Origin of the sequence: Plantactinospora sp. BC1 (assembly GCF_003030345.1) — a bacterium.
In the GTDB taxonomy this organism is placed as follows: domain Bacteria; phylum Actinomycetota; class Actinomycetes; order Mycobacteriales; family Micromonosporaceae; genus Plantactinospora.
The window spans coordinates 7192658-7216346 of the sequence record NZ_CP028158.1 but is presented as its reverse complement, the minus strand read 5'-3'; the positions used below and the strand labels follow the sequence as shown (position 1 = coordinate 7216346).

23 protein-coding genes are annotated in these 23689 nt (G+C 73.4%); 17 read left to right on the top strand and 6 right to left on the bottom strand.

Annotation, left to right across the window (positions count from 1 at the left end; genetic code table 11):
• Positions 1-119: 119 nt before the first annotated feature.
• Both C6361_RS31680 and C6361_RS31675 read right to left on the bottom strand, forming a co-directional pair.
• Positions 120-980 (bottom strand): hypothetical protein, encoded by an 861-nt coding sequence (locus C6361_RS31680; RefSeq protein ID WP_107269981.1) that lies wholly within the window; start codon positions 978-980, stop codon positions 120-122.
• Between the two features lie 88 nt (positions 981-1068).
• On the bottom strand, positions 1069-1854 hold the full coding sequence (locus tag C6361_RS31675) for an enoyl-CoA hydratase-related protein (protein WP_107263295.1): 786 nt from the start codon (positions 1852-1854) through the stop codon (positions 1069-1071).
• 17 nt (positions 1855-1871) lie between these two features.
• On the opposite strand from C6361_RS31675, the gene hemW reads away from it, so the two are divergent.
• Positions 1872-3095, top strand: coding sequence for a radical SAM family heme chaperone HemW (hemW, locus tag C6361_RS31670; protein ID WP_107269980.1), 1224 nt, complete (start codon positions 1872-1874; stop codon positions 3093-3095).
• Positions 3096-3173: 78 nt separating this feature from the next.
• On the opposite strand, the gene C6361_RS31665 is transcribed toward hemW, so the two are convergent.
• Entirely contained in the window at positions 3174-3932 is a 759-nt protein-coding gene (locus C6361_RS31665) for a DUF4870 domain-containing protein (RefSeq protein ID WP_107263293.1), read from the bottom strand.
• Positions 3933-4212: 280 nt separating this feature from the next.
• Between C6361_RS31665 and hrcA the strand changes: the two genes are divergently transcribed.
• The 3 genes from hrcA to C6361_RS31650 all read left to right on the top strand — a co-directional run bounded on the left by hrcA (position 4213) and on the right by C6361_RS31650 (position 7280).
• Complete coding sequence (gene hrcA, locus C6361_RS31660) at positions 4213-5235, top strand: heat-inducible transcriptional repressor HrcA (protein ID WP_107269979.1); 1023 nt, start codon at positions 4213-4215, stop codon at positions 5233-5235.
• Between the two features lie 66 nt (positions 5236-5301).
• Entirely contained in the window at positions 5302-6438 is a 1137-nt protein-coding gene (dnaJ, locus tag C6361_RS31655; protein WP_199187901.1) for a molecular chaperone DnaJ, read from the top strand.
• Between the two features lie 98 nt (positions 6439-6536).
• Positions 6537-7280, top strand: a complete 744-nt coding sequence (locus tag C6361_RS31650; RefSeq protein WP_107263291.1) for a 16S rRNA (uracil(1498)-N(3))-methyltransferase — start codon at positions 6537-6539, stop codon at positions 7278-7280.
• A 78-nt stretch (positions 7281-7358) separates the two neighbouring features.
• On the opposite strand, the gene C6361_RS31645 is transcribed toward C6361_RS31650, so the two are convergent.
• Positions 7359-9881 carry a glycoside hydrolase family 3 C-terminal domain-containing protein gene (locus tag C6361_RS31645; RefSeq protein WP_107269978.1) on the bottom strand — a complete coding sequence of 841 codons (2523 nt, stop codon included), beginning with the start codon at positions 9879-9881 and terminating at the stop codon, positions 7359-7361.
• Between the two features lie 141 nt (positions 9882-10022).
• On the bottom strand, positions 10023-10784 hold the full coding sequence (locus tag C6361_RS31640) for an SDR family NAD(P)-dependent oxidoreductase (protein WP_107269977.1): 762 nt from the start codon (positions 10782-10784) through the stop codon (positions 10023-10025).
• Between the two features lie 213 nt (positions 10785-10997).
• Here C6361_RS31640 and C6361_RS31635 point away from each other — a divergent pair, with 213 nt between their 5' ends.
• The 10 genes from C6361_RS31635 (at position 10998) to C6361_RS31590 (ending at position 20497) form a co-directional block, all read left to right on the top strand.
• A complete protein-coding gene (locus C6361_RS31635) occupies positions 10998-11351 on the top strand; it encodes a histidine triad nucleotide-binding protein (protein ID WP_107264534.1) in 354 nt (117 codons plus the stop codon).
• A 142-nt stretch (positions 11352-11493) separates the two neighbouring features.
• Positions 11494-12885, top strand: a complete 1392-nt coding sequence (locus tag C6361_RS31630; RefSeq protein ID WP_107269976.1) for a serine hydrolase — start codon at positions 11494-11496, stop codon at positions 12883-12885.
• A 362-nt stretch (positions 12886-13247) separates the two neighbouring features.
• Positions 13248-14309: a PhoH family protein gene (locus C6361_RS31625; protein ID WP_107263287.1), complete on the top strand. Its 1062-nt coding sequence runs from the start codon at positions 13248-13250 to the stop codon at positions 14307-14309.
• Between the two features lie 53 nt (positions 14310-14362).
• The gene (gene ybeY / locus C6361_RS31620) at positions 14363-14830 is read left to right on the top strand and encodes an rRNA maturation RNase YbeY (RefSeq protein ID WP_107263286.1); all 468 of its coding nucleotides are present in this window, start codon (positions 14363-14365) and stop codon (positions 14828-14830) included.
• Positions 14830-16263 carry a hemolysin family protein gene (locus C6361_RS31615; RefSeq protein ID WP_107269975.1) on the top strand — a complete coding sequence of 478 codons (1434 nt, stop codon included), beginning with the start codon at positions 14830-14832 and terminating at the stop codon, positions 16261-16263. Before ybeY ends, C6361_RS31615 begins: the two co-directional genes overlap by 1 nt.
• A complete protein-coding gene (locus C6361_RS31610) occupies positions 16256-16651 on the top strand; it encodes a cytidine deaminase (RefSeq protein WP_107263284.1) in 396 nt (131 codons plus the stop codon). Before C6361_RS31615 ends, C6361_RS31610 begins: the two co-directional genes overlap by 8 nt.
• On the top strand, positions 16648-17610 hold the full coding sequence (gene era / locus C6361_RS31605) for a GTPase Era (protein WP_234359144.1): 963 nt from the start codon (positions 16648-16650) through the stop codon (positions 17608-17610). Before C6361_RS31610 ends, era begins: the two co-directional genes overlap by 4 nt.
• A 35-nt stretch (positions 17611-17645) precedes the next feature.
• Positions 17646-18485 carry an NAD(P)-dependent oxidoreductase gene (locus tag C6361_RS31600; protein WP_107263283.1) on the top strand — a complete coding sequence of 280 codons (840 nt, stop codon included), beginning with the start codon at positions 17646-17648 and terminating at the stop codon, positions 18483-18485.
• 108 nt (positions 18486-18593) lie between these two features.
• On the top strand, positions 18594-19250 hold the full coding sequence (locus C6361_RS31595) for an MOSC domain-containing protein (protein ID WP_107263282.1): 657 nt from the start codon (positions 18594-18596) through the stop codon (positions 19248-19250).
• A 149-nt stretch (positions 19251-19399) separates the two neighbouring features.
• Positions 19400-20497, top strand: coding sequence for an acyltransferase (locus tag C6361_RS31590; RefSeq protein ID WP_107269974.1), 1098 nt, complete (start codon positions 19400-19402; stop codon positions 20495-20497).
• Here the strand turns inward: C6361_RS31590 and C6361_RS31585 are convergent.
• Positions 20478-21263: a DUF4097 family beta strand repeat-containing protein gene (locus tag C6361_RS31585; protein ID WP_107263280.1), complete on the bottom strand. Its 786-nt coding sequence runs from the start codon at positions 21261-21263 to the stop codon at positions 20478-20480. The genes C6361_RS31590 and C6361_RS31585 overlap by 20 nt on opposite strands.
• A gap of 156 nt (positions 21264-21419) precedes the next feature.
• Here C6361_RS31585 and recO point away from each other — a divergent pair, with 156 nt between their 5' ends.
• The 3 genes from recO to C6361_RS31570 all read left to right on the top strand — a co-directional run bounded on the left by recO (position 21420) and on the right by C6361_RS31570 (position 23661).
• Complete coding sequence (gene recO / locus C6361_RS31580; RefSeq protein WP_107269973.1) at positions 21420-22259, top strand: DNA repair protein RecO; 840 nt, start codon at positions 21420-21422, stop codon at positions 22257-22259.
• An 8-nt stretch (positions 22260-22267) separates the two neighbouring features.
• The gene (locus C6361_RS31575; RefSeq protein WP_199853596.1) at positions 22268-23080 is read left to right on the top strand and encodes an isoprenyl transferase; all 813 of its coding nucleotides are present in this window, start codon (positions 22268-22270) and stop codon (positions 23078-23080) included.
• A 296-nt stretch (positions 23081-23376) separates the two neighbouring features.
• Positions 23377-23661, top strand: coding sequence for a hypothetical protein (locus tag C6361_RS31570; protein ID WP_107269972.1), 285 nt, complete (start codon positions 23377-23379; stop codon positions 23659-23661).
• The last annotated feature ends 28 nt before the right edge of the window (positions 23662-23689 follow it).

Here is a 23689-nt window from a genome sequence, read left to right as displayed (position 1 = left end):
ATCTGACCGTTTGTGCAATCACTGCCAGTTAGTGATCGTTCCGGGAAGCAACAGAATCGCCGGCGGATCAGTCCGCGAAGGTGGATCAGTCGGTGAGGCGGCTCAGTCGGTGAGGCGGCTCAGTCGGTGAAGACCTCGGCGACCACCTGGTGCGGTGTCGGCGGTACGCCCTTGACCGGCGCCCAGGTGCCGCCGTCCGCCGTCCACTGGAGGTCGCCGAAGCGCACCGTCTTCACCCCGTGGTCGTCGGCGTGCGACACCAGCCAGTGCGCGTAACGCCAGCCCACCTGCGGATCCGTCGTCGGTACGGCCAGACCGGTCAACTCGGGCGGCACCGAGGTCTCCAGCCGGCCCCAGTCGAGCTTCAGCCCGGCGGCCAACGCCACCGCCGCCGCGTTCCCGCGCATCGCCGGCTCCCGGCCCACCGTGCAGGCCACCGCGCCGGTGGCGTTGCCCAGCAGGGCCCGGGTCAGCACCTCGGACTCGTCCGCCCACTGCTGGTACGCGTTGGGGAAGGCCGACCGCTGCACCCGCTGGGCCGCGACCGTGACCTCCATCTGCTCCCAGCCCCGGACCCTCTTCAGCGCGTTGTAGAACCTGGTCGCGGCGTAGCGCGGATCCCGGATCTGCTCCGGCGTGCCCCAGCCCTGACTCGGCCGCTGCTGGAACAGCCCGACCGAGTCCCGGTCACCGCCGGCCAGGTTGCGCAGCCGGGACTCCTGGAACGCGGTCGCCAGGGCCACCACCACGGCCCGCTCCGGCATCTTGCGCCGGATGCCCACCGCGGCGATGGTGGCCGCGTTCGCCATCTGCTCGGCGTTCAACGTGACCCGGCCGTCCGCCTCGACCACGCAGCCGGGGGCGGCGCTGGGTAGCGGCAGCTTGTGCCCGAACTCCCGGGCACCCAGGTAGACGCCGAATCCGGCAACCGCCGCGAGCGCCACGCCCGCTGCCACCACGGCCCGAGTCCGCACCGCCACCCCCTGCCCGATAGTCGGACACAGCCTACTTCGACCGCCCAAAATCCGGACCGGGTCACGGTCGGGTCAGCGGCCGGCCGGGCCCGAGTCAGCTACCGGGTACCCACCGGGCGGGCCGTTTCTCCCCGAACGCCGCAACACCCTCGCGCCCCTCCTCGGAGTGGAAGTACCGCACCGAGAGGTCGCGCAGCCGCGCCAGCTCGGCCCGGAAGCTCTCCGTCGAGCCGCGCCGGAGCAGCTCCTTCGCCCCGGCCAGCGCGCCGGGGGCACCCCGGACCAGCGCCAGGCAGTACGAGGCGACCGTCTCGTCCAGCGCCTCGGCCGAGGTGACCGTGGTGACCAACCCGATCTCGGCCGCCCGACGGCCGTCGAAGGTGTCCCCGGTCAGATACAGCTCGGCGGCGGCCCGTGGCTGCAACCGGGGCAGCACGGTCGCCGAGATCACCGCCGGGATCACCCCGAGCCGTACCTCGGTGAACGCGAAGGTGGCCTCCTGGGCGCAGATCGCCACGTCGGCCGCCGCGATCAGGCCGAGCCCACCGGCCCGGGCCGGCCCGCCGATCCGGGCCACCACCGGTTTCGGGCACTCCCAGATCGCCGCGAGCACGTCACCCAGCATCGCCACCGGCACCGTGCCCTCGCGGTACGCCGCCGCCGTCTCCTTCAGGTCCGCACCCGAGCTGAAGACCGGCCCGGTGTGCGAGAGCACCACCACCCGGACGTCGTCGTCGGCCGCCGCCGCGCCCAGCGCGTCGAGCAGTTGACCGAGCAGGGCGCTGGAGAGCGCGTTGCGGTTGCGCGGGCTGTCCAGGGTGAGAGTTGTCACTCCGTGCGTGGTAGACACCCGGACGAGCGGATCAGGGGCTGAGGTCATGCCGGCACACTAGTCCCATGCCTGGAGTGCTCCCAGCGGGCGAGCCCGTACCCGTCGACGGGGCGCTGCCCGCCGCCGCCCTGGCCACGGTGGGTGACCGCGGCTTCGGCGTCTACGTCCACGTGCCGTTCTGCGCCAGCCGCTGCGGCTACTGCGACTTCAACACGTACACCGCGACCGAACTCGGCGGTTCGGCGGGCCGGGACGGCTACGCCGACCAGGTACTCGCCGAACTGCGCCTGGCCGACCGGGTGCTGGCCGACCGGCCGCCGACCCGGGTCGACACGGTCTTCGTCGGCGGCGGTACCCCCACCCTGCTGCCCCCGGACGACCTGGCCCGGATCCTGGACGGCATCGACCGGACCTGGGGACTTGCCGCCGACGCCGAGGTCAGCACGGAGGCGAACCCGGAGTCGGTGACCCGGGAGTCGCTCAAGGCGCTCCGGGCGGCGGGCTACACCCGGATCTCCCTGGGCATGCAGTCGGCCGCCCAGCCGGTGCTGGCGATCCTCGACCGCCGGCACACCGCCGGCCGGGCCACCGAGGCCGCGCAGGAGGCCCGGGAGGTCGGCTTCGACCACGTCAACCTGGACCTGATCTACGGAACGCCGGGGGAGCGGGCCGAGGACTTCGCGGCGTCGCTTCGGGCGGTGCTGGCCGCCGGGGTCGACCACGTCAGCGCGTACGCCCTGATCGTCGAGGATGGCACCCGGCTGGCCGCCCGGATGCGGCGCGGCGAGCTGGCGTACCCGGACGACGACGTGGCGGCGGACCGCTACCTGGCCGCCGAGGCGGCGCTCTCGGCGGCGGGTTTCTCCTGGTACGAGGTCTCCAACTGGGCCCGTACGCCGGCCGCGGCCTGCCGGCACAACCTGCTCTACTGGACCGGCGGCGACTGGTGGGGCCTCGGCCCCGGCGCGCACAGCCACGTCGGCGGGGTCCGCTGGTGGAACGTCAAGCACCCGTCGAGTTACGCGGCCCGGCTGGCGGCGGGGCACTCCCCGGGGCAGGCCCGGGAGGTGCTCTCGGCCGAGGAGCGGCGGACGGAGGAGGTGCTGCTCGGGCTCCGGCTCGCCGCCGGGCTGCCGCTGTCGGTCCTCGACGACGCCGGTCGGGCGGCTGCGGCCGGAGCCTGCCGGACCGGTCTGCTGGACGGGGCGGCGTACGACGCGGGGCGGGCCGTGCTCACCCTGCGCGGCCGGCTGCTGGCCGACGCGGTGGTCCGGGACCTGCTGCCCTGATCCGACCCGTTTCGACCCCGGACGGCGCGACGGCCCGCGCCGGAGCCGGCGCGGGCCGTCGCGGAGACGGTTCGGACGTTACTTGATCATGCGGATGGTCATCGGGTACCGGTACAGCACGCCCTCGTTGGCCTTCATGCCGGCGATGACCGAGAAGATCAGCACGATCACCCAGGCGATCAACGGCAGGAAGAACAGCACGATGGTGCAGGTCCCGACGATCAGCGAGACGATCGAGATGATGCCCCAGGTGATCTGGAAGTTGAGCGCCTCGACCGCGTGCGCGCGTACGGTCGGCGACTCGTTGCCCTTGGCGAGCAGCGCGACCAGCGAGGCGATGAAGCCGACCACGATGCCGCCGAAGTGCGCGATCAGGGCCCAGGTCTTCTCGTCGCTGTTGGCGTAGCCGGACGGTGCCGGGGCGCCGTACGGGTTGCCCGGCGGCGGGTAGCCACCCGGCGGCGGGTAGCCGGCGCCCGGGTACCCACCCGGGGGCTGACCGCCGGGGGGCGGGTAGCCGCCACCGGGAGGTGGGTAACCGCCGGCCGGCGGGTAACCGCCGCCGGGCGGGGGATAACCGCCACCGGAGGTCGGATAGGTCCCGCCACCTGACGTCGGGTACGTCCCGCCACCGGAGGTCGGGTACGTCCCCGCGCCCGAGGTCGGGTACGTCCCGCCGCCCGAGGTCGGCGGGGGCGTGCCGGGCGCACCGTACTGCGGTGCGGCGGGCGGGGGGTACCCCTCGCCTGGTGTCGGGTATTGGCCCGGATTCATCGGGGTGGTCGGGTCCTGGGGCGGACCGCCGTATTCTCCGGGAGGGCGAGGCGGTTCAGTCATGGAGGTCACGGTAGGACTCCCGATCAACCAGCGCCAGCCGCCCCCCGAATCGAATCTGGACAATGGCCGACCGTACCTGCTAGGTCCACCGGGGTAGGGTGTGCTGGCAAGCCTGTTGTCCAGGTTCGGATATCCCCTCCAAACGATCATCGCGCCGGGTACGCCTTGGTCGTAGACTGGCACTCGCTACAGTCGAGTGCCAGGGCGGACCTGGCCCGACCGTCGTGGTCGCCCCGGTCGTTTCGCCCAGCCGGGGCCGGGACGTCGCAGGGAGGTGAGGATGGGTCTCGACGACCGCAAGCTCGACGTGCTGCGCGCGATCGTGGAGGACTACGTCGCCACCCAGGAGCCGGTCGGCAGCAAGGCCCTGGTCGAGCGGCACCAACTCGGGGTCTCCCCGGCCACCGTCCGCAACGACATGGCCGTGCTGGAGGAGGAGGGCTACATCCGGCAGCCGCACACCAGCGCCGGCCGGGTGCCCACCGACCGTGGTTACCGGCTCTTCGTGGACCGGCTCTCCCGGGTCAAGCCGCTCACCCCGGCCGAGCGCCGGGCGATCGAGCGTTTCATGGTCGGCGCGGTGGACCTCGACGACGTGGTGCACCGTACGGTCCGGCTGCTCGCCCAGCTCACCCGGCAGGTGGCCGTGGTGCAGTACCCGAGCCTGGCCCGCTCCGCCGTCCGGCACCTGGAACTGGTGCCGATCTCCACCACCCGGCTGATGCTGGTCATGATCGCCGACACCGGTCGGGTGGAGCAGCGGCTGGTCGAGCTGCCCATCCCGATCAGCGCCGACGACGTGACGGACCTGCGCCGGCTGGTCAACGAGCGGCTCGTCGGCAAGAAGCTGGCCGACACCCCGCCGCTGGTCCAGGCGCTGGTCGAGGAGGTGCCTCCGGGGCTCCGCCCGGCGATGACCACGCTCGCCACGGTGCTGCTGGAGACCCTGGTCGAGCGGCACGAGGAGCGGATCGTGATGGCCGGCACCGCCAACCTGACCCGGGGCGGACTGCTCGACTTCCAGGGTTCACTGCGACCGATTCTCGAGGCACTCGAGGAGGAGGTCGTTCTGCTCAAGCTGATCGGCGAGGTGGAGCCGAACACCCTCCAGGTGCGCATCGGCGACGAGAACGAGATCGACAATCTGCGGGCCACCTCGGTGGTCAGCACCGGATACGGTCCGGGTACGACCATCGTCGGCGGACTCGGCGTGTTGGGGCCCACTCGGATGGACTACCCGGGCACCATCGCCACGGTGCGGGCCGTGGCACGCTACGTCGGCGACGTGCTGGCGCAGAACTGACCACCAAGCTCACCCCTGACGACCGGCGGACGGTAACGCGAGACAGACATGAGGACACGGAACGCAGTGGCCAAGGACTACTACGGGATTCTCGGCGTCAGCCGGGACGCCTCCGACGACGACATCAAGCGCGCCTACCGCAAGTTGGCGCGGCAGTACCACCCGGACGTTAATCCGGATCCGGAGGCACACGAGAAGTTCAAGGACATCAACGCCGCGTACGAAGTCCTCTCGGACGACCAGAAGCGGCAGATCGTCGACCTCGGTGGCGACCCGCTGGCTCCCGGTGGCGGCCCCGGTGCCGGCCCGGGCGGTGCCGGTGGGCCGTTCGTCGGCTTCCAGGACATCATGGACGCCTTCTTCGGTGCGGCGGGTGGTTCCCGGGGGCCGCGCCCCCGTACCCGGCCGGGTGCCGACGCCATCCTGCGGCTCGAGCTCGACCTGCACGAGACGGCCTTCGGGGTCGAGGCGCCGATCGCGGTGGACACCGCCGTGCTCTGCACCACCTGCACGGGGGCCGGCACGGCGCCCGGCACCCACCTGGCGACCTGCGAGGCGTGCGGCGGGCGGGGCGAGGTGCAGTCGGTCCAGCGCACCTTCCTCGGCCAGGTAGTCTCGTCCCGGCCGTGCACCGTCTGCCAGGGGTACGGCACGGTCATCCCGCACCCCTGCCCGACCTGCGCCGGGGACGGCCGGGTGCGTACCCGTCGCTCGCTGACCGTCAAGATCCCGGCCGGCGTCGAGGACGGCATGCGGATCCGGCTGGCCCAGCAGGGCGAGGTCGGCCCCGGCGGCGGTACGGCCGGCGACCTCTACGTCGAGATCCACGAGCGGCCGCACGACGTCTACTCCCGCAAGGGCGACGACCTGCACTGCCGGGTCACCGTGCCGATGACCGCCGCCGCACTCGGTACCCGGCTGACCATCAAGACGCTGGACAGCGAGGAGCCGGTCGACGTCAAGCCGGGCACCCAGCCGGGCTCGACGCTGCGGCTGCGCGCCCGGGGAGTGCCACACCTGCGCGGTACCGGCCGGGGCGACCTCTACGTGCACCTCGACGTGCGTACCCCGACCAAGCTCGACGCCGAGCAGGAGCGGATGCTGCGCGAGTTCGCCAAGACCCGGGGCGAGGAGGTCGCCGAGCTGACCAAGCAGGGCGGCTTCTTCTCCCGGATGCGCGACGCCTTCAACGGCCACGCCTGACGGCCACGCCTGACGGCCACGCCTGACGGTCACGCCTGATTGGCGCGTCGTCCGGCCGGCGAGCCGTGCCGGCCGGACGACCCGCTAACCTGCTCGCCGTGAGCGCGCCGCTGTTCCTGGTCGAGTCGTTGCCGCCGGACGACTCCGTCACGCTGGACGGTCCGGAGGGGCATCACGCGGCGACCGTGCAGCGGCTGCGTACCGGCGAGGAGCTGCTGCTCGCCGACGGACGCGGCGGCACCCTGACCGCCGTGGTCACCGCCGTCGGACGGGGCACCCTGACCGCCGCGGTCACCTCCCGGCGGTACGTCGACCCGCCCGACCCGAGGCTGGTGGTGGTGCAGGGCATCGCCAAGGGCGACCGGGCCGAGCTGGCCGTGCAGGCGATGACCGAGGTCGGGGTGGACGAGATCGTGCCCTGGGCGGCGGAGCGTTCGGTGGCGCAGTGGCGCGGCGACCGGGGCGCCCGGGCCCGGGACCGCTGGGCGGCGACCGCCCGTGAGGCGGCCAAGCAGGCCCGCCGCGCCTGGCTGCCGACGGTCGCCGGCTCGGCGCAGGCGCCGGACGAGTCGACCCGGGCGGTGGCCCGGCGGGTCGCCGAGGCGGCGGCCGGTTTCGTGCTGCACGAGGAGGCGCGGGCGCGGCTCGGCACCGCCGACCTGCCGCCCTCCGGCGACATCGTGCTGGTGGTCGGTCCCGAGGGAGGCGTGTCGCCGGCCGAGCTGGCGACGCTCACCTCGGCGGGTGCCGTACCGGTCCGGCTCGGCCCGGAGGTGCTGCGTACCTCGACCGCCGGCGTAGCCGCCCTCGCCGTACTGTCGACCCGGCTCGGCCGGTGGTGACCCGCAGTTCAAGATTCTTGTAGATCTGTGGTCAGCTCCGAACCACAGATCTACAAGAATCTTGCGGGAAGGGGTGGGTCAGCGGTCGAGGGTGGTGGACTGGCGAACGTCGGCGATGCTGTGCGCCGCCTCGACCCGGTAACGGCCGGGGCGGGTCTGCCAACCGTCCCGCTCCCAGACCTGGAAGGTCCGGGCCGGCAGGGGCACCCGGACCGTCGCCGCCGCTCCGGGAGCCGCCTCGGCAGCGGCGAAGCCGGCCAGCCAGCGGACCGGGCGGTCCGGCTCGGCGGCCTCCGGGCCGACGTACACCTGCACCACCTCGCGGCCGGGACGGCGACCGGCGTTGCGGACGGTGACCACCGCGACCGGCCCCTCCGCCCCCTCCTCGACGGTCAGCGACTCGTACGCCCAGTCGGTGTAGCCGAGGCCGTGCCCGAACGGGAAGAGCGGTGCGGCCCGCCAGCCCCGGTAGCCGACGAAGATCCCGTCGGTGTAGTCGAGCACCCCGTCGACCGGGGTGGTGGAAAGCGCCGGGCAGTCCTCCGGGCGGCGTGGCCAGGTGGTGGGGAGCCGTCCGCCCGGTTCCGCCCGGCCGAGCAGCACGTCGGCGAGCGCCGCCCCGGCCTCCTGCCCGGGAAACCAGGTGAGCAGGATCGCCGCCACCTCGTCGGCCCAGGGCATCAGCACCGGGGAGCCGGCGTTGACCACCACCACCGTCCGGGGATTGGCCGCCGCGACCCGCCGGACCAGCTCGTCCTGCCGGCCGGGCAGCGTGAGCGTGCTCCGGTCGAACCCCTCCGACTCGACCTCCTCGGTGGTGCCGACCACCACCACCGCCACGTCGGCGTCGGCGGCGATCCGGACCGCCTCGTCGAGCAGGGCGTCGTCCGGGGCGACCGCGGGCTCGGCGTGTCCGAGGGTGACGGAGACGAAGCCCGGGTGCTCGCCGTCGACCATCCGGCGGGTGAGCCGTACCTCGACCGGCTCACCGGCCCGTACGGCGATCTCGAACCGGCGCTCCACGGTGGCCCGGAAGACGGTGCCGGGCTCCTCCGACGGCTCGTAGAGCGGGCCGTCGAAGAGTTCCGTGCCGTCCACGGTGAGGGTGAGGACCCCGAAGCCCTCGACGGCGAGCCGGGCGGTGCCGCTGCGCAGCGGCGTGTGCACGGCGGTGAGTTCGATGCTGGCCAGCTCCTCCGGCGGCAGCCCGTCGGGCAGCTCACCCATCCAGCGCACCGTCGCCCGGTCCAGCTCCGTCCGGTAGCGCTCCCGGCCGTCGGCGTCGCGCAGCGTCGCGGTGATCGGCGTCCAGGCCACCCCGCCGGCCGCCGGCAGCCGGAGCCGGGGGTCGGCGCCGACCGCGTGGTCGAGGTCGGCCTCGGGCAGCGCGGCGGTCAGCCCGGCGAGCGGGGAGATGGCGTGCGGCGGCACGACCAGCGCACTGCCGCCGCCCTGGATCCGCGCGTCGTCGGCGAGCGCGCCGAGCACCGCGACCCGGCGCAGCTCGCCCGGATCGAGCGGCAGCAGGTCGCCGTCGTTGCGGGCCAGCACGAAGGAGCGGACCGCGACCGCGTGCGCCAGGGCGGCGCCGTCCGGCGGGCGCGGCCGGTCGGCGGGGGCCACCGCCGGGGGTACGCCGTCGAGCAGCCCGACCCGGCCGGCGAGCCGGAGCACCCGGCGTACCTTGTCGTCCACCTCCGTCTCGGCGACCGTGCCGGCTCGGACGGCGGCGACCAGCGCGGCGCCCCACGGGTCCCCGGCGGCCGGCATCACCACGTCGAGGCCGGCGTTCGCGGACGCCTCGGTGCTCCTCGCCGCCGTCCAGTCCGAGACCACGATCCCGTCGAAGCCCCACTCCCGCTTGAGCAGGTCCCGGAGCAGGCCGGCGTGCTCGGTCATGGTGTGCCCGTTGACCCCGTTGTACGCCGCCATCACCGCCCAGACCCCGGCGGCGACGATCCGTTCGAACGGGGCGAGGTAGAGCTCCCGGAGTGCCCGTTCGGAGACCCGGACGTCCACGGTCATCCGGTCCGTCTCCGAGTCGTTGGCGACCAGGTGCTTGACCGTGGCCCCGACGCCGAGGTCCTGTACGCCGGTGACGTAACCGACGCCGATCTCGGCACTGAGCAGCGGATCCTCCGAATAGCACTCGAAGTGCCGGCCGCCGAGCGGGCTGCGGTGCAGGTTGACGGTGGGGGCGAGGAGCAGGTGGATGCCGTTGCGCCGGCATTCGGCCCCGAGCACCCGGCCCGCCTGCCGGGCCAGCGCAGGATCCCAGGTGGCGGCCAGCGCGGTCGGGCTGGGCAGGGCGATCGACGGGTTGTCCGGGGCCCAGCGAACGCCGCGTATCCCGATCGGGCCGTCGGACATGACCAGCGAGCCGAGCCCGATCTCGGGTACGGCCGGCAGAGTCCAGAAGTCCTGGCCGGAGAGGAGTCGGACCTTGGTCTCCAGGTCCAGCGCGGCGAGCGCCCGTTCGACCACCGCCTCCGCCGGGTCGACCACCGCGTCCGCCCCGTCGGCCTTCGTCCCGTCCGCCCCGTCGGCCGCGTCGGCCTTCGCTCCGTCGGCTTCCGCCGTGTCCCGCCGATCCACCGTCATCGTCGCGCCCCTTCCACCGGCCGGATATCGATCATCCTGCCAGTCCGGGCCGCCGCCCGCCGCCCGACGACCACCGCCCGATTTCCGGACTACTCCGGTCGGCGTCGTCCGGCGCCGGTCGGCGTCGTCCGGCGGCGGCGGTCAGGTACGCAGGTAGGAGGCGCCGTTGAGGTCCACGATGGTGCCGGAGGCCCACTCCGCCTCGGGCGAGGCCAGCCAGTGCACGGCGGCGGCGATCTCCTCCGGCCGGGCGATCCGGTTGAACGGGCTCTGCGCCCGGATCGCGTCGCCGCGCGGCGCCTTGAGGTGCTCGTTGGTCATGTCGGTCTCGACGAAGCCGGGCGCGACCGTGGCGACCGCGATGCCGTACGGGGCGAGGGCCACCGCCAGGGACTGGCCGAGCGCGTTCAGCCCGGCCTTGCTGGCGCCGTACGCCGGCTGCGTCGGCTCGCCCCGGAACGCGCCCCGCGACGAGACGTTGACGATCCGGCCACCCGGCTGCGGCAGGTGCCGGGCGGCACACCAGATGGTGTTGGCCGCGCCCAGCAGGTTGACGTCGAGGGTGCGGCGCCACTGCTGCTGCCACTGCTCGTAGGAGGACTCGAAGACCGGGTGCCCGGCATCCGCACTGCCGAAGATCCCGGCGTTGTTCACCAGTACGTCCAGGCCGCCGAGCCGGTCGGCCGCGTCGTCGACCATCGTGCGTACCTCCTCCGGGTCGGCCAGGTCGGCCCGGACCACCACGTGCCCCTCGCCGGGCAGGGCCGCGACGAGTTGTTCGGCCAGCGGCGTCGAGTCGCGGTGGTGCACGGCCACCCGATCGCCTCCGGCGGCGAACGCCGTCGCCACCGCCCGCCCGATTCCCCGGGACGCCCCCGTCACCAGCACCGCTCGTCCAGTCATCCGGCCATGATGCCGGTCGCCGCCCACCCCGGCCCGACCGGGCCGGCCCGGCCCGTGCCAGAGCGCGCCGGCCGGGCCGTGTCGCGCCGTGCGCCAACCGGGCCGTGCCGCGCCGTGCGCCAACCGGGCCGCGTCGTGTCGGGTGCCGGCCGGGCCGTGTCGTGCCGGGTGCCGGCCGGGCCGCGTCGGGCAGGGGCAGCCCCTACGATGGCGATGATGGAGACCAACTGCCTGTTCTGCCGGATCGTCGCGGGCGAGATCCCGGCCACCGTCGTCCGGGAGACCGACACCACGCTCGCCTTCCGGGACATCGACCCGAAGGCACCGGTGCACGTGCTGGTGATCCCGAAGGAGCACTACGCCGACGTGGTGACCCTGACCGAGGCCGATCCGGGGCTGGCCGGCGACGTGCTCGGCACCGCGGCGGTGGTCGCCGAGACCGAGGGACTGGCCGCCGACGGCTTCCGGCTGATCTTCAACACCGGCCCGTACGGCGGGCAGGAGGTCTTCCACGCCCACGCCCACGTGTTGGGCGGCGCGCCGCTGGGGCCGATGCTGGCCCGCTGAGCGCGGCTTCCCCCGCCCCGCCCCACCGGTCGGGAAACCCGCGCGGACCGGGGCGGCCGGGGCGGTGGCCAGCGGGGACGGCCAGGTGGGCGGGCGTTAGGATCCGTGATCTTGGCGAAGGGATCGCCGGCGAGGGGGCATCGTGGCCGAGGGAGACGGACGGTTCGAGCGGCTGGTCCGGCAGGCGCAGGCCGAGTCCCGGATCCCGGCGGTCTCCGCCGCGCTGCACCGGGCCGACCGGCCGCTGCGGACCTGCACGGTCGGCACCACCGGCAACGACGCGCCGCTGGGCCCCGGTACGGCGTTCCGGATCGGCTCGGTGACGAAGACCTTCACCGCCGTACTCGTGATGCAGTGTCGGGACGACGGCCTGCTCGACCTGGACGACCCGATCGGGGCGCACCTCGACGTACCGGCGCACGGCGAACTGACCGTACGTCGGCTGCTGTCGCACACCTCCGGGGTGCAGCGCGAGCCGTACGGCGACATCTGGGACACCCTGCACACGCCGGAACTCGACGAGTTCCTCGCCGACCTGGCCCGGGCCGAACGGGTGCTCCCGGCGGGCCGCCGCTTCCACTACTCCAACCTCGGGGCCGCGCTGCTCGGCCAGGCGGTCGCCCGGCTCCGTGGCGGTACCTGGGCGGAGGTGCTCGCCGAGCGGGTACTCGGTCCGCTCGGGCTGGCCGACACCCAGCCGCAGCCGCCGGCCGGCGCGGCGACCGGGTTCCTGGTCGACGCCTACTCCGACCACGCCCGGCCGGAGCCGAACACCGACCTCGGCGCGGTCGGCCCGGCCGCGCAGCTCTGGAGCACCGCACCCGATATGGCCCGCTGGGCGGCGTTCCTGGCCGACCCGGCGGCGGTGGATCCGGCCGGCGCGGTGCTCCGGTCCACCACCCTCGACGAGATGCGCTGGCCGCTGACGGTGACCGACGAGTCGCTCTGGACCGCCGGGTTCGGGCTGGGACTCATCCTGCTGCCCCAGCGGGATGCGTCGGGCGCCGCCGAGCGGATCACGCACGTCGGGCACGACGGCGCCATGCCGGGCTTCCTGGCCAGCGTCTACGGCCGGCGTGGCGGGCCCGGCACCCCGGGGGCGATGGGGTGCGCGGTGCTCGGGTCCTCCGGTACCGGCGTGGCGGTGAACGACCTGACGCACCAGCTCCTGGCCGCCTCGGCCCAGGACGATCCCGCCGACATCGTGCCGTGGGCTCCGGGCGAGCCGGCTCCGGAGCCGTACCGTGGGCTGCTCGGCCGCTGGTGGGGCGAGGGCTTCGAGTACGTCTTCTCGTGGCGGGACGGCACCCTGCGGGCCCGGGGCGCGGCCGATCCGGCCGGAAAGCCGCCGGCCGTCTTCGCGCCGCTGCCGGACCGGCCGGACGTGCTGCGTACGGTCTCCGGCCGGGAGGTCGGCGAACTGCTCCGGCTGACCCGGGACGACCGGGGCGAGGTGGTCAGGATGCACTGGGCCACCTACCGCTTCACCCGCCGCCAGGAGACCTTCGACCGCTTCGACTTCCGCGCGAGCTGACGGCTGGTGCCTCCCGTGTGGTTCCCGCCGGCGCGCCGGGCCCCGACCTGTGCCGGAGCGGCGTCACCGCCGTCCCGTTACGCCCAGGTTGTCCAGGTCGGTGGGGGTGCCGGCCGGTCGGCGAGCGGATCGGCCGCGCCGGCCTCGCGGCGGCGGGGCGGCTCGGTGGGCTCCGGCGCGGACGGGGTGCGGCACGCCCTGCCCGGGCCGGCGGTCGGTGGCGGAAATGGGCAGCGTGCCGTCGGCGTTGAACAGATACGATGACTCCAACGTCCGCACGTCGCGCGACCGGCCGGGAGACTCCCGGCGGCGCAGCGGCACCGAGATCGGAAGCAGGTGGCACAGGGCCTCGGGCCCGACCCATGACCGGTACCCCACCCCCCGGGCAGCCCCGGGTGCAGACCAGGATCACGGTCCCAGACCCCAAGATCATGGTTAATCTGCTCGGCGCGGGCGACGAGATCCTGCGGCTCATCGAGCGGTCGATCCCCAGTGACGTGCACGTCCGGGGAAACGAGATCACCCTCACCGGTGCCCCTGCCGACAACGCCTTCGCCGAGCGGCTCTTCACCGAGCTGCTCGAGTTGATCGAGAAGGGCGAGACACTGACCACGGACGCCGTGCGGCGTACCCTCGGCATGATCGAGCAGGGCGGCACCGAGCGCCCCGCCGAGGTGCTGACGCTCAACATCCTGTCCCGGCGCGGCCGGACCATCCGGCCCAAGACGCTGGGCCAGAAGCGGTACGTCGACGCGATCGACGGCAAGACCATCGTCTTCGGCATCGGCCCGGCCGGCACCGGCAAGACCTACCTGGCGATGGCGAAGGCCGTGCAGGCGCTCCAGGCCAAGCAGGTGAACCGGATCATCCTGACCCGGCCGGCGGTCGAGGCCGGCGAGCGGCTCGGCTTCCTCCCCGGCACCCTGCACGAGAAGATCGACCCCTACCTGCGGCCGCTCTACGACGCGCTGCACGACATGCTCGACCCGGACTCCATCCCCAAGCTGATGGCCGCCGGGACGATCGAGGTCGCGCCGCTGGCATACATGCGGGGCCGTACCCTCAACGACGCGTTCATCATCCTCGACGAGGCGCAGAACACCACGCCCGAGCAGATGAAGATGTTCCTCACCCGGCTGGGCTTCGGCTCCAAGATCGTGGTGACCGGTGACGTGACCCAGGTCGACCTGCCCGGCGGGACGACCAGCGGCCTGCGCGCCGTCCGGGACATCCTCGAAGGCGTCGACGACGTGCACTTCGCCCAGCTCTCCAGCTCCGACGTCGTGCGGCACCGGCTGGTCAGTGACATCGTGGACGCGTACGCCCGCTGGGACGCCGAGCGGGAGTCCCAGCAGCAGGGCCAGGGCGTGCACGCCGTACCGGGACGGACCGCGCACGGCGGCCGGACCGGCCGGCGCCGCTAGACCGGCCGACAGTGCGGCCACCACAGCTTCCGACAGCGCATCAGGGGAACCAGTTGTCCATCGAGATCGCCAACGAGTCGGGGAGCAGCGTCGACACCGACGCCGTGCTCGCCGTCGCCCGGCACGCCCTCGACGAGATGGGAGTGAACTCCCTCGCCGAGCTGTCGGTGCTGCTCGTCGACGTCGACTACATGACCGAGCTGAACCACCGCTGGATGGGTGGGGACGGCCCGACCGACGTACTCGCCTTCCCGATGGACGAGGGGAGCGTCGACCACGGGCCCGGCGAGGTGAACGGCGGCGAGCCGGCGCTCCTCGGCGACATCGTGCTCTGCCCGGAGGTGGCCGCCAAGCAGGCCGCCACCGCCGGGCACTCGGCCGCCGACGAGCTGCACCTGCTGACCGTGCACGGCGTACTGCACCTACTCGGCTACGACCACGCCGAACCGGAGGAGGAACGGGAGATGTTCGCGCTACAGGCGCGGCTCCTGGACAGCTGGCGCGCGACCCGGACCCAGTGATGCCTGGTCATTTAGCCGCGCTGCCCGCGCCGCTGGCGTCCACCGTCAGCGCCCCGGGCGGCCTACCCGATCTCGCACTGCTCTTCTTCGCCGCCGGCCTGGTGGTGCTCGCCGGCATCTTCGCGATGGCCGACGCCGCGCTCGGCGCCGTCTCCCCGGCCCAGGCCGGTGAGCTGGCCCGGGACGGCGTACGCGGCGCGCGTACCCTCCAGGTCGTCGCCGCCGACGCGGTCCGGCACATCAACCTGCTGCTGTTGCTGCGACTGCTCTGCGAACTGACCGCGACCGTGCTGGTCGCGCTCGTCGCGGTGGACACCTTCGGCGCCGGCTGGACCGCCGCCCTGGTCACCGCGGGCGCGATGACGGTGGTCAGCTTCGTGGTGGTCGGCGTGGCGCCGCGCACCATCGGCCGGCAGCACGCCTACACGGTCGGCCGGGTCACCGCGCCGCTGGTCCGCTGGCTGGGCCGGGTGCTCAACCCGCTCGCCTCGCTGCTGATCCTGATCGGCAACGCGGTGACCCCGGGGCGCGGTTTCCGGGAGGGCCCGTTCGCCACCCAGGTCGAGCTGCGCGAGCTGGTCGACCTGGCCGAGCAGCGCGGCGTCGTGGAGCACGGCGAACGGCAGATGATCCACTCCGTCTTCGCGCTCGGCGACACCATCGTCCGCGAGGTGATGGTGCCGCGTACCGAGATGGTCTGGATCGAGGCGCACAAGAAGCTGCCGCAGGCGCTGGTGCTCTTTCTCCGCTCCGGCTTCTCCCGGATCCCGGTGATCGGCGACAGCGTCGACGACGTGCTCGGGGTGCTCTATCTCAAGGACGTGATCCGGCAGACCCAGGGCGACGACCCCGCCGCCGCCGAGCGGCCGGTCTCCGAGGTGATGCGCACCGCCACCTTCGTGCCCGAGTCGAAGCCGGTCGACGACCTGCTCTCCGAGATGCAGGCGGCCCGGACCCACATGGTGATCGTCGTCGACGAGTACGGCGGCACCGGCGGGCTGGTCACCATCGAGGACATCCTGGAGGAGATCGTCGGCGAGATCACCGACGAGTACGACGTCGAGCGCCCGCCGGTCGAGCGCCTCGACGACGGCCAGGTGCGGGTCACCGCCCGGCTGCCGGTCGAGGATCTCGGCGAGCTCTTCGACGTCGAGTTGCCGGCCGACGAGGTGGAGACCGTCGGCGGGCTGCTCGCCCAGTCCCTCGGCCGGGTGCCGCTGCCCGGTGCCTCGGCCGACGTGGGCGGGCTGCGGCTGATCGCCGAGGGCACCACCGGCCGGCGCAACCACATCGACTCCGTACTGGTCCGCCGGCTCACCGAGGCCGACGAGCCGGAGCAGCAGCAGACCGCCACCGACCCCGAGTCCCGGGGCGCACAGAGCACCCGGGAGCAGCACTCCCGGGCCGAGGAGAGGCAACCCGCCGATGCCTGACCCGTCCGCCCCACCGACCGCCCCGGTCGGTGGACACACCCCGTCGGCGACGGTCGAGCTGACCGCCGAGGACACCAAGCTGGTGGTCCTGGCCCGGGGTGCCCGGGGCCGGGTCGGCGCGGTGGAGGGCGCGGCAGTACGCGACCAGGACGGCCGGACGTACGCCGCCGCCAGTGTCTCGCTGCCGTCGCTGACCATCACCGCGTTGCAGCTCGCGGTCGCCTCGGCGGTCGCCGCCGGAGCGACCCGGCTGGAGGCCGGTGCGGTGGTGACCGAGGCGTCGACGCTGGACGGCGCCGGGCACGCCGCCGTCCGGGACCTCGCGGCGGACGCGCCGATCCACGTCGCCGCCCCGGACGGCACCCTGCTCGGCACGGTGCTGGAGTGACCGCACCCCGCTCCGCCGGCCAGCGGGCAGGCGGCCGCTCCACCGGCCAGGCGGCAGGGCACCGCTCGACCGGCCAGGCGGCCGGCTACCGGGCCGGGTTCGCCTGCTTCGTCGGGCGGCCGAACGCCGGCAAGTCGACGCTGACCAACGCGATCGTCGGGCAGAAGATCGCGATCACCTCCAACAAGCCGCAGACCACCCGGCACGTGATCCGGGCCGTACTGCACCGGCCGGACTCGCAGCTCGTGCTCGTGGACACCCCCGGGCTGCACCGGCCGCGTACCCTGCTCGGCGAGCGCCTCAACGACCTGGTCCGGCAGACCTGGAGCGAGGTCGACGTGATCGGCCTCTGCATCCCGGCGGACGAGCCGATCGGCCGGGGCGACCGGTTCATCACCGGCGAGCTGGCCGAGCTGAAGGCCAAGGTGCTGGCGGTGGTCACCAAGACCGACCTGGTGGACCGGAAGCGGCTGGCCGAGCAGTTGCTCGCGGTCAGCGAGCTGGGCGACTTCGCCGAGGTCGTACCGGTCAGCGCGGTCTCCGGCCACCAGGTGGACACCCTGGTCGACGTGATGACCGGCTACCTGCCGTCGTCGCCGCAGCTCTATCCGGACGACATGCTCACCGACGAGCCGGAGCAGATCCTGGTCGCCGAGCTGATCCGGGAGGCGGCCCTGGAGGGGGTCCGGGACGAGCTGCCGCACTCGATCGCGGTGGTGGTCGAGGAGATGATCCCCGAGGACCGGCTGATGAAGATCTACGCCGACGTCTACGTGGAACGCTCCAGCCAGAAGGCGATCGTGATCGGCGCCCGGGCCAGCCGGCTCAAGGACGTCGGCATCCGGGCCCGGCAGCAGATCGAGGAGCTGCTCGGCACCCGGGTCTATCTCGACCTGCACGTCCGGGTGGCCAAGGACTGGCAGCGGGATCCGAAGCAGCTCCGCAAGCTCGGCTTCTGAGCCCGGTCGCGGATCGGTCGGGGGAGGGGGCGCGAATGCCGGCACGGCTACTGGTCACCGGCGCGGCCGGGCGGATCGGACGGCTGCTCCGGCCCCGGCTGGCCGGCCCGGAACGGTTCCTGCGGCTGCTCGACGTCGCCGAGCAGCCTCCGGCGGCGCCCGGCGAACCGGTGGAGATCGTCCGCGCCGACCTGCACGATCCGGTGGCGCTGGCGTCGGCCTGTTCCGGCGTCGACGCCGTACTGCACCTGGCGGCGATTCCCGGCGAGGACACCTTCGCGGAACTGCTCCGGGTGAACGTGGCGGGCACCCAGAGCCTGCTGGAGGCGGCCCGGGTGGCCGGGGTACCCCGGGTGGTGCTCGCCTCGTCGATCCACGCGGCCGGCTGGTACCGCCGGGCCGGCAGCAGCCCGGAGCCGGCCGGCGTACCGGCACCGACCGGGCCGGACGGGGTGCCAGCGACGGCGCCGCCCCGCCCGGACACCTACTACGGCTGGTCCAAGGCGGCCGTCGAGTCGCTCGGCAGCCTCTACGCCGACCGGTTCGGCATGGTGGTCTTCGCGCTGCGGCTCGGCGCCTGCTTCCCCGAGCCGCCCGGGATCAGCGGGCTGGAGAACTGGATCTCCCCGGACGACTGTGCCCGGCTGGTCGACGCCTGCCTGCGGTCGGACGCCACCGGTTTCCGGCTGCTCTGGGGGATCAGCCGGAACAGCCGGCGGTGGTGGTCGCTGGCCGAGGGGCGGGAGATCGGGTACGAGCCCGAGGACGACGCCGAGCCCTACGCCGACCGGGCGCGTCCGCTCGACGGCGAGGAGGCCACCGCCGGTCTGGTCGGCGCGCAGTTCTGTGCCTATCCGCTCGGCGAGCGGCAGTGACCCGACGGGTGACGGGGCCGCGCGGCCGGACCGGCGGCGTCTCCGGCCCCCGGAGAGCGCATGAAATCGGTGCATGTCGAAGGACGGCACTGGGTAGGGTGCGGATCCATGGGAAAAATCCTCTCCGTCAACCTGGCCGTGCCCGAGCCGAACAGCGCCAAGGCGGTCGGGACCACCGGCATCAACAAGCGCCCGGTGGACGGGCCCGTACTGGTCCGGGCACCCGGGCCGAAGAAGGTCGGGCTGGGCAGCGGCCTGGTCGGTGACCAGATCTTCGACCTGGCGCACCACGGCGGCGACGACCAGGCGGTCTACGCGTACGCCCGGGAGGACTACGACTGGTGGGAGGCGGAACTGGGGCGCCCGCTCCCCGGCGGCCTCTTCGGGGAGAACCTGACCACGGTCGGGCTCGACGTGAACGGGGCGGTTCTCGGCGAGCGGTGGCAGGTCGGCTCCGAGCTGGTGTTGCAGACCACGTTCGGCCGGATCCCGTGCGCCACCTTCCAGGTCAAGATGGGGCTGCCGCGCTGGCTGAAGCGGTTCACCCAGGCGGCCCGGCCGGGGGCGTACCTCCGGGTGGTGCGGCCGGGGCAGGTGCGCGCGGGTGACGAGGTGACGGTGTCGCACCGGCCGGAGCACGGGGTGACGGTCGCCGAGGGGTTCCGGGCCTGGATGTCCGAGCCGGAGCTGCTGCACCGGCTGCTCGCCGTCGAGGAGGCGCCGGAGGAGTTGCGCGAGCAGGTCAGGCGACGGTTGGGGGTCTGACCCGGTAGGGGTGTCCGACGGCGGTTCCGGGCCGTTCGCCGCGAATTCCCGGAGGGTTCATCGCGGAACCTGCGCGGAATCGGTTGTCGGGGCGGGGATGCGGGGTACGAAGGCATCCTGTCCCCTCCTCCCGGCGACAAGTCAGGCTGATGCGAAACCGGTACTACGACCTGCTCCGCTGTCTTGCCATCGTCCGAGTCGTCGTCTACCACGTCACCGGTTGGGCCTTCCTCACCCTGGCGTTCCCGGCCATGTCGGTGATGTTCGCCCTCGCCGGGGCGTTGATGGCCAGTTCCCTCGACCGCTGGGGTCCCGCGGCGGTCGGCCGGCGGCTGCGTCGACTGCTGCCGTCGCTCTGGCTGGTGGCGCTGCTCTTCGTACCCGCGATGCTGCTCACCGGCCTGGCGCCGTCCTGGCGGCTGGTCTTCTGGGTACTGCCGCTGGCCGACCCGCCGGCCAACTCCTGGGGCGCGCTGACGCTGAGCGTGGTCTGGTATCTGCGGGACTACCTGTGGTTCGTCGCAGTCTCGCCGCTGGCCCGCTGGCTCTTCCGCCGCTGGCCGGTGCCGACGCTGCTCGCCCCGTACCTGCTGCTCGGGGTCGTCGAGTTCGGCTATCCCGAGGCGCCGGGACTGCTCCGCGACTTCGGGCTCTACTACGGGGCCTGGCTGCTCGGCTTCGCCCAGCACGACGGGCTGCTGCGGCGGATGTCCCGCCGGCTGCTGCTGGCCGTCGCGGTACCGGTCGGCGCGGTCGGGCTCGCCTGGACCCTGAGCCACCAGGGGCCGCGCGGCTACGACCTGAACGACGTACCGCTGGGCAACGCGCTCTGGTCCGTCGCCTTCGTGCTGCTGGTCTTCGGCTTCGCTCCCTCGGCGGTCGCCCCGGTCGACCGCTGGGCGCCGCTGCGCCGGGCGGTGACCGTGCTGAACGCCCGGGCGCTGACCGTCTATCTCTGGCACATGCCCTTCGTGATCGCCGTCAACGAGCTGCTCTCCGGGCTCGGGCTCGCCCATTCCTCCGCGCTCGGCCTGGCGACCCGGCTGGCCGCCGTCGCGGTGCTGGTGGCGGTCGCGGTCGCGCTCTTCGGCTGGGTCGAGGACGTGGCGGCCCGGCGTCCACCGTGCCTGCTGCCCGGCGGCACCGTCCGGGCGCCGGCCGGCGGCGCCACGGCGGCGGTCCGGAGGGAGCCGGCCCGGGGTACGCCGGCCGGCGAGCCCGCCGGGCTCAGTTCGACCGGACGGTGATGTCGCCGCTGCCGGTCTGCATGTCGAGTACGGACTTCGCGGCCGGGTCGTTCGGCACCCGCACGTCGGTACTGCCCGAGTCGGCGTGCGCGGTCACCTGGTAGCCGCCGGCCGGTACGGTGACGTCGATCGAGCCGCTCGACGCGCTGGCCTGGACCGAGCCGGCGGCGACGAGGGTCAGCGAGATGTCGCCGGAACCCGTCTGCGCGCTCACCTTTCCGGCGCCCAGCGAGCGTCCCTCGATCGATCCGGAGCCGGCCCGGGCCGAGACGGTGCCGGGTACCCGGTTCAGCCGGATGTCCCCGGAGCCGGTCTCGACGCGTACCGCGCCGCTCGCGTCGGTCACCGAGATGTCGCCGGAGCCGACCTTGATGTCCACCGTCGTCAGCGCGGTCAGGGTGACGTTCCCGGAGCCGTTCTCGCCGCGCAGCGCGACCCCGGCCGGAGCGAGGACGTCGTAGGAGACCCCGCAGTGCTTGCCGCAGTCGGTGTCCAGGACGAGCTTCGTGCCCTCGATCCGGTAGGTGGCGTCGTTCGGCTCGGGGCCGCGGTACTGCACCACCCGCTCGATCCGGACGTTCTGCACCGCTCCGGTCCGGATCACCACGTCTCCGGCGCCGGGGAGCACCTCGATCTCGGTGATCTTCACGTCCTCGGTCCGGTCGTAGGTGAGGCGCTGTTCGGCGAAGCCGTCGCAGCCGGCGAGGCCGATCAGGGCGACCAGGGCGAGCCCGCCGGTCAGGGCGGTGGTCCGGGAAACCAGCATTGCCGAAGAGTATGGCGGCGGCGGGGCCCGGGACATCCGGGTCCGCCACCGACCGACCCCGATCCGACCCTGAGAACCGTCTCAGGGTCGCCGACCGGGGCAGCGCCCGGCGGACCGGGCGACCGGCGGGGTCCGGCGGCAGGGAACAATGGGCGGGTGCCCGGGTACCGCCGACAGCTCTACCGCGACGACGCGGTGGTGCTGCGCGTGCAGAAACTCGGCGAATCCGACCGGATCATCACCCTGCTGACCCGCCGGCACGGCCGGCTGCGGGCGGTCGCCCGGGGGGTACGCCGGACCACCTCGCGGTTCGGTGCCCGGCTGGAGCCGTTCGGCCACGTCGACCTCCAGATCGCCGGCGACCCGAAGGGCGAGCAGGGCAGCTCGCTGCACTCGATCAGCCAGGTGGAGGGGATCGCGCTCTACGGCAAGGCGTTCGTCTCCGACTATCCCCGCTACACGGCGGCGAGCGCGATCGCCGAGACGGCGGAGCGGCTCACCCCGGTCGAGCGGGAGCCGTCGCTGCGGCTGTTCCAGCTCACCCTGGGCGGGCTGCGCGCGCTCGCCGACGGGGAGCACGCCAGCACCCTGGTGCTGGACGCCTACCTGCTGCGCGGGATGGGGCTGGCCGGCTGGGCACCGGCACTGGTCGCCTGCGCGGTCTGCGGTACGCCGGGCCGGCACGGCGCGTTCTCCGTACCCGCCGGGGGTTGTGTCTGCCCGGACTGCCGGCCGCCCGGCGCCGCCCATCCGGCGCCGGCCACCCTCGACCTGATGGCCGCGCTCGCCTCCGGGGACTGGCGGACCGCGGACGCCGCCGAGCCGCCGCACCGCCGGGAGTGCAGCGGGCTGGTGGCGGCACACCTGCAATGGCATCTGGAGCGGGGGTTACGCTCCTTGCCGCTGGTCGACAGGGGATCGACCGGTGAGCGTACCGAGCGGGCGCGGCACCTCCCGCGCCCCGACCCGGCGGACGTAACGAAGGAAGCACAGTGATCCGAGCGATGACCAACCGGGGCCGTCGGGGCCCGGTGCCACCGACCCCGCACCCGTCCGGGGCCCGCCCCCCGGCGCTGCCGGTCGAGGCGCTGCCGAAGCACGTGGCGGTGGTGATGGACGGCAACGGGCGCTGGGCCAAGCAGCGCGGACTGCCCCGGACCAAGGGTCACGAGCAGGGCGAGTACTCCCTCTTCGACACCATCGAGGGCGCGATCGAACTCGGCATCCCCTATCTGTCGGCGTACGCCTTCTCCACGGAGAACTGGCGGCGCTCGCCGGACGAGGTGCGCTTCCTGATGGGCTTCAACCGGGACGTCATCCGGCGCCGCCGGGACCAGTTGGTGGAGCTGGGGGTCCGGGTCGTCTGGTCCGGGCGGGCCGGCCGGCTCTGGAAGAGCGTGATCTCGGAGTTGCAGACGGCCGAGGAGATGTCCCGGGGCAACTCGACGCTGACCCTCCAGTTCTGCGTCAACTACGGCGGGCAGGCCGAGATCGCCGACGCGGCCGCCGCGATCGCCCGGGACGTCGCCGCCGGCAGGGTGGATCCGGGCAAGGTCAACGAAAAGATGATCTCGCGGTACCTCTACCACCCCGAGGTGCCGCCGGTCGACATGTTCCTCCGCCCCTCCGGCGAACAGCGGATCTCCAACTTCCTGCTCTGGCAGAGCGCGTACGCCGAACTGGTCTACCTGGACACCCTCTGGCCGGACTTCGACCGCCGCCACCTCTGGTACGCCTGCGAGCTGTACGCGCAGCGGGACCGCAGGTTCGGCGGTGCCCTGCCCAACCCGGTCGCGCCCGGACCGGCACACGGCTGACCGCGCGGGCCCGCGGAAGACGGTTCGACTTCGAGTCGAAAAACAGGTGCGCCCGGGGAGCGAACCGGGCTATGGTCCAGACATGCGGTACTGATGCCCCTTCATCCGAGCCGACCCGCCCGCCTGTTCCGCGCGGCGCGGGTGCGAGCGCTCCGGGCGTCCGTGCCGTTCCGCCTTTTCCGGCGACCCGTCACCGATCGGTGACACCTCCGCGAACGGACTCCCGGGATCCCATTCCCGCGCGCCGCTGCCGCTGCGCAAGCAGGGCGGTCCCGACCAGGAGGAGAGAACACCGTATGCCTGCCAAACGAAAGTCCAGGAAGACCACCGGCTCGACCGGTAAGGGCGGTTTCCCGGCCCGGGTCGCCCGGCCGGCGGACGACCCGATCGAACTCGCCGCCCCGATCGTGCTGCCGGGTGACGACACCCCGACCGGGTCGCCGGGTGACGACAGCCCGGCACGCCAGCGGCCGGCGGCGCCGAAGGCGGGTCCGGCGATCCGCAACGGCGGCGGCCCGGCCGGTGTCGGGCGTGGTCGGGGCAGCGCGTCGTCCCGCCAGTACGCCTTCCGGCGCAGCTGAGCCGGCCGCACCCATCCACGGGAACGGC

Coding starts and splice junctions, on each gene's coding strand:
- C6361_RS31645 (WP_107269978.1), bottom strand. CDS start 9,881: ATGACGGTGGATCGGCGGGACACGGCGGAAGCCGACGGAGCGAAGGCC.
- C6361_RS31610 (WP_107263284.1), top strand. CDS start 16,256: ATGCCTGACCCGTCCGCCCCACCGACCGCCCCGGTCGGTGGACACACC.
- C6361_RS31595 (WP_107263282.1), top strand. CDS start 18,594: ATGGGAAAAATCCTCTCCGTCAACCTGGCCGTGCCCGAGCCGAACAGC.
- C6361_RS31600 (WP_107263283.1), top strand. CDS start 17,646: ATGCCGGCACGGCTACTGGTCACCGGCGCGGCCGGGCGGATCGGACGG.
- C6361_RS31615 (WP_107269975.1), top strand. CDS start 14,830: ATGCCTGGTCATTTAGCCGCGCTGCCCGCGCCGCTGGCGTCCACCGTC.
- C6361_RS31665 (WP_107263293.1), bottom strand. CDS start 3,932: ATGACTGAACCGCCTCGCCCTCCCGGAGAATACGGCGGTCCGCCCCAG.
- C6361_RS31590 (WP_107269974.1), top strand. CDS start 19,400: ATGCGAAACCGGTACTACGACCTGCTCCGCTGTCTTGCCATCGTCCGA.
- C6361_RS31625 (WP_107263287.1), top strand. CDS start 13,248: ATGACCGGTACCCCACCCCCCGGGCAGCCCCGGGTGCAGACCAGGATC.
- C6361_RS31635 (WP_107264534.1), top strand. CDS start 10,998: ATGATGGAGACCAACTGCCTGTTCTGCCGGATCGTCGCGGGCGAGATC.
- C6361_RS31585 (WP_107263280.1), bottom strand. CDS start 21,263: ATGCTGGTTTCCCGGACCACCGCCCTGACCGGCGGGCTCGCCCTGGTC.
- C6361_RS31575 (WP_199853596.1), top strand. CDS start 22,268: ATGACCAACCGGGGCCGTCGGGGCCCGGTGCCACCGACCCCGCACCCG.
- hrcA (WP_107269979.1), top strand. CDS start 4,213: ATGGGTCTCGACGACCGCAAGCTCGACGTGCTGCGCGCGATCGTGGAG.
- hemW (WP_107269980.1), top strand. CDS start 1,872: ATGCCTGGAGTGCTCCCAGCGGGCGAGCCCGTACCCGTCGACGGGGCG.
- C6361_RS31675 (WP_107263295.1), bottom strand. CDS start 1,854: ATGACCTCAGCCCCTGATCCGCTCGTCCGGGTGTCTACCACGCACGGA.
- C6361_RS31640 (WP_107269977.1), bottom strand. CDS start 10,784: ATGACTGGACGAGCGGTGCTGGTGACGGGGGCGTCCCGGGGAATCGGG.
- C6361_RS31570 (WP_107269972.1), top strand. CDS start 23,377: ATGCCTGCCAAACGAAAGTCCAGGAAGACCACCGGCTCGACCGGTAAG.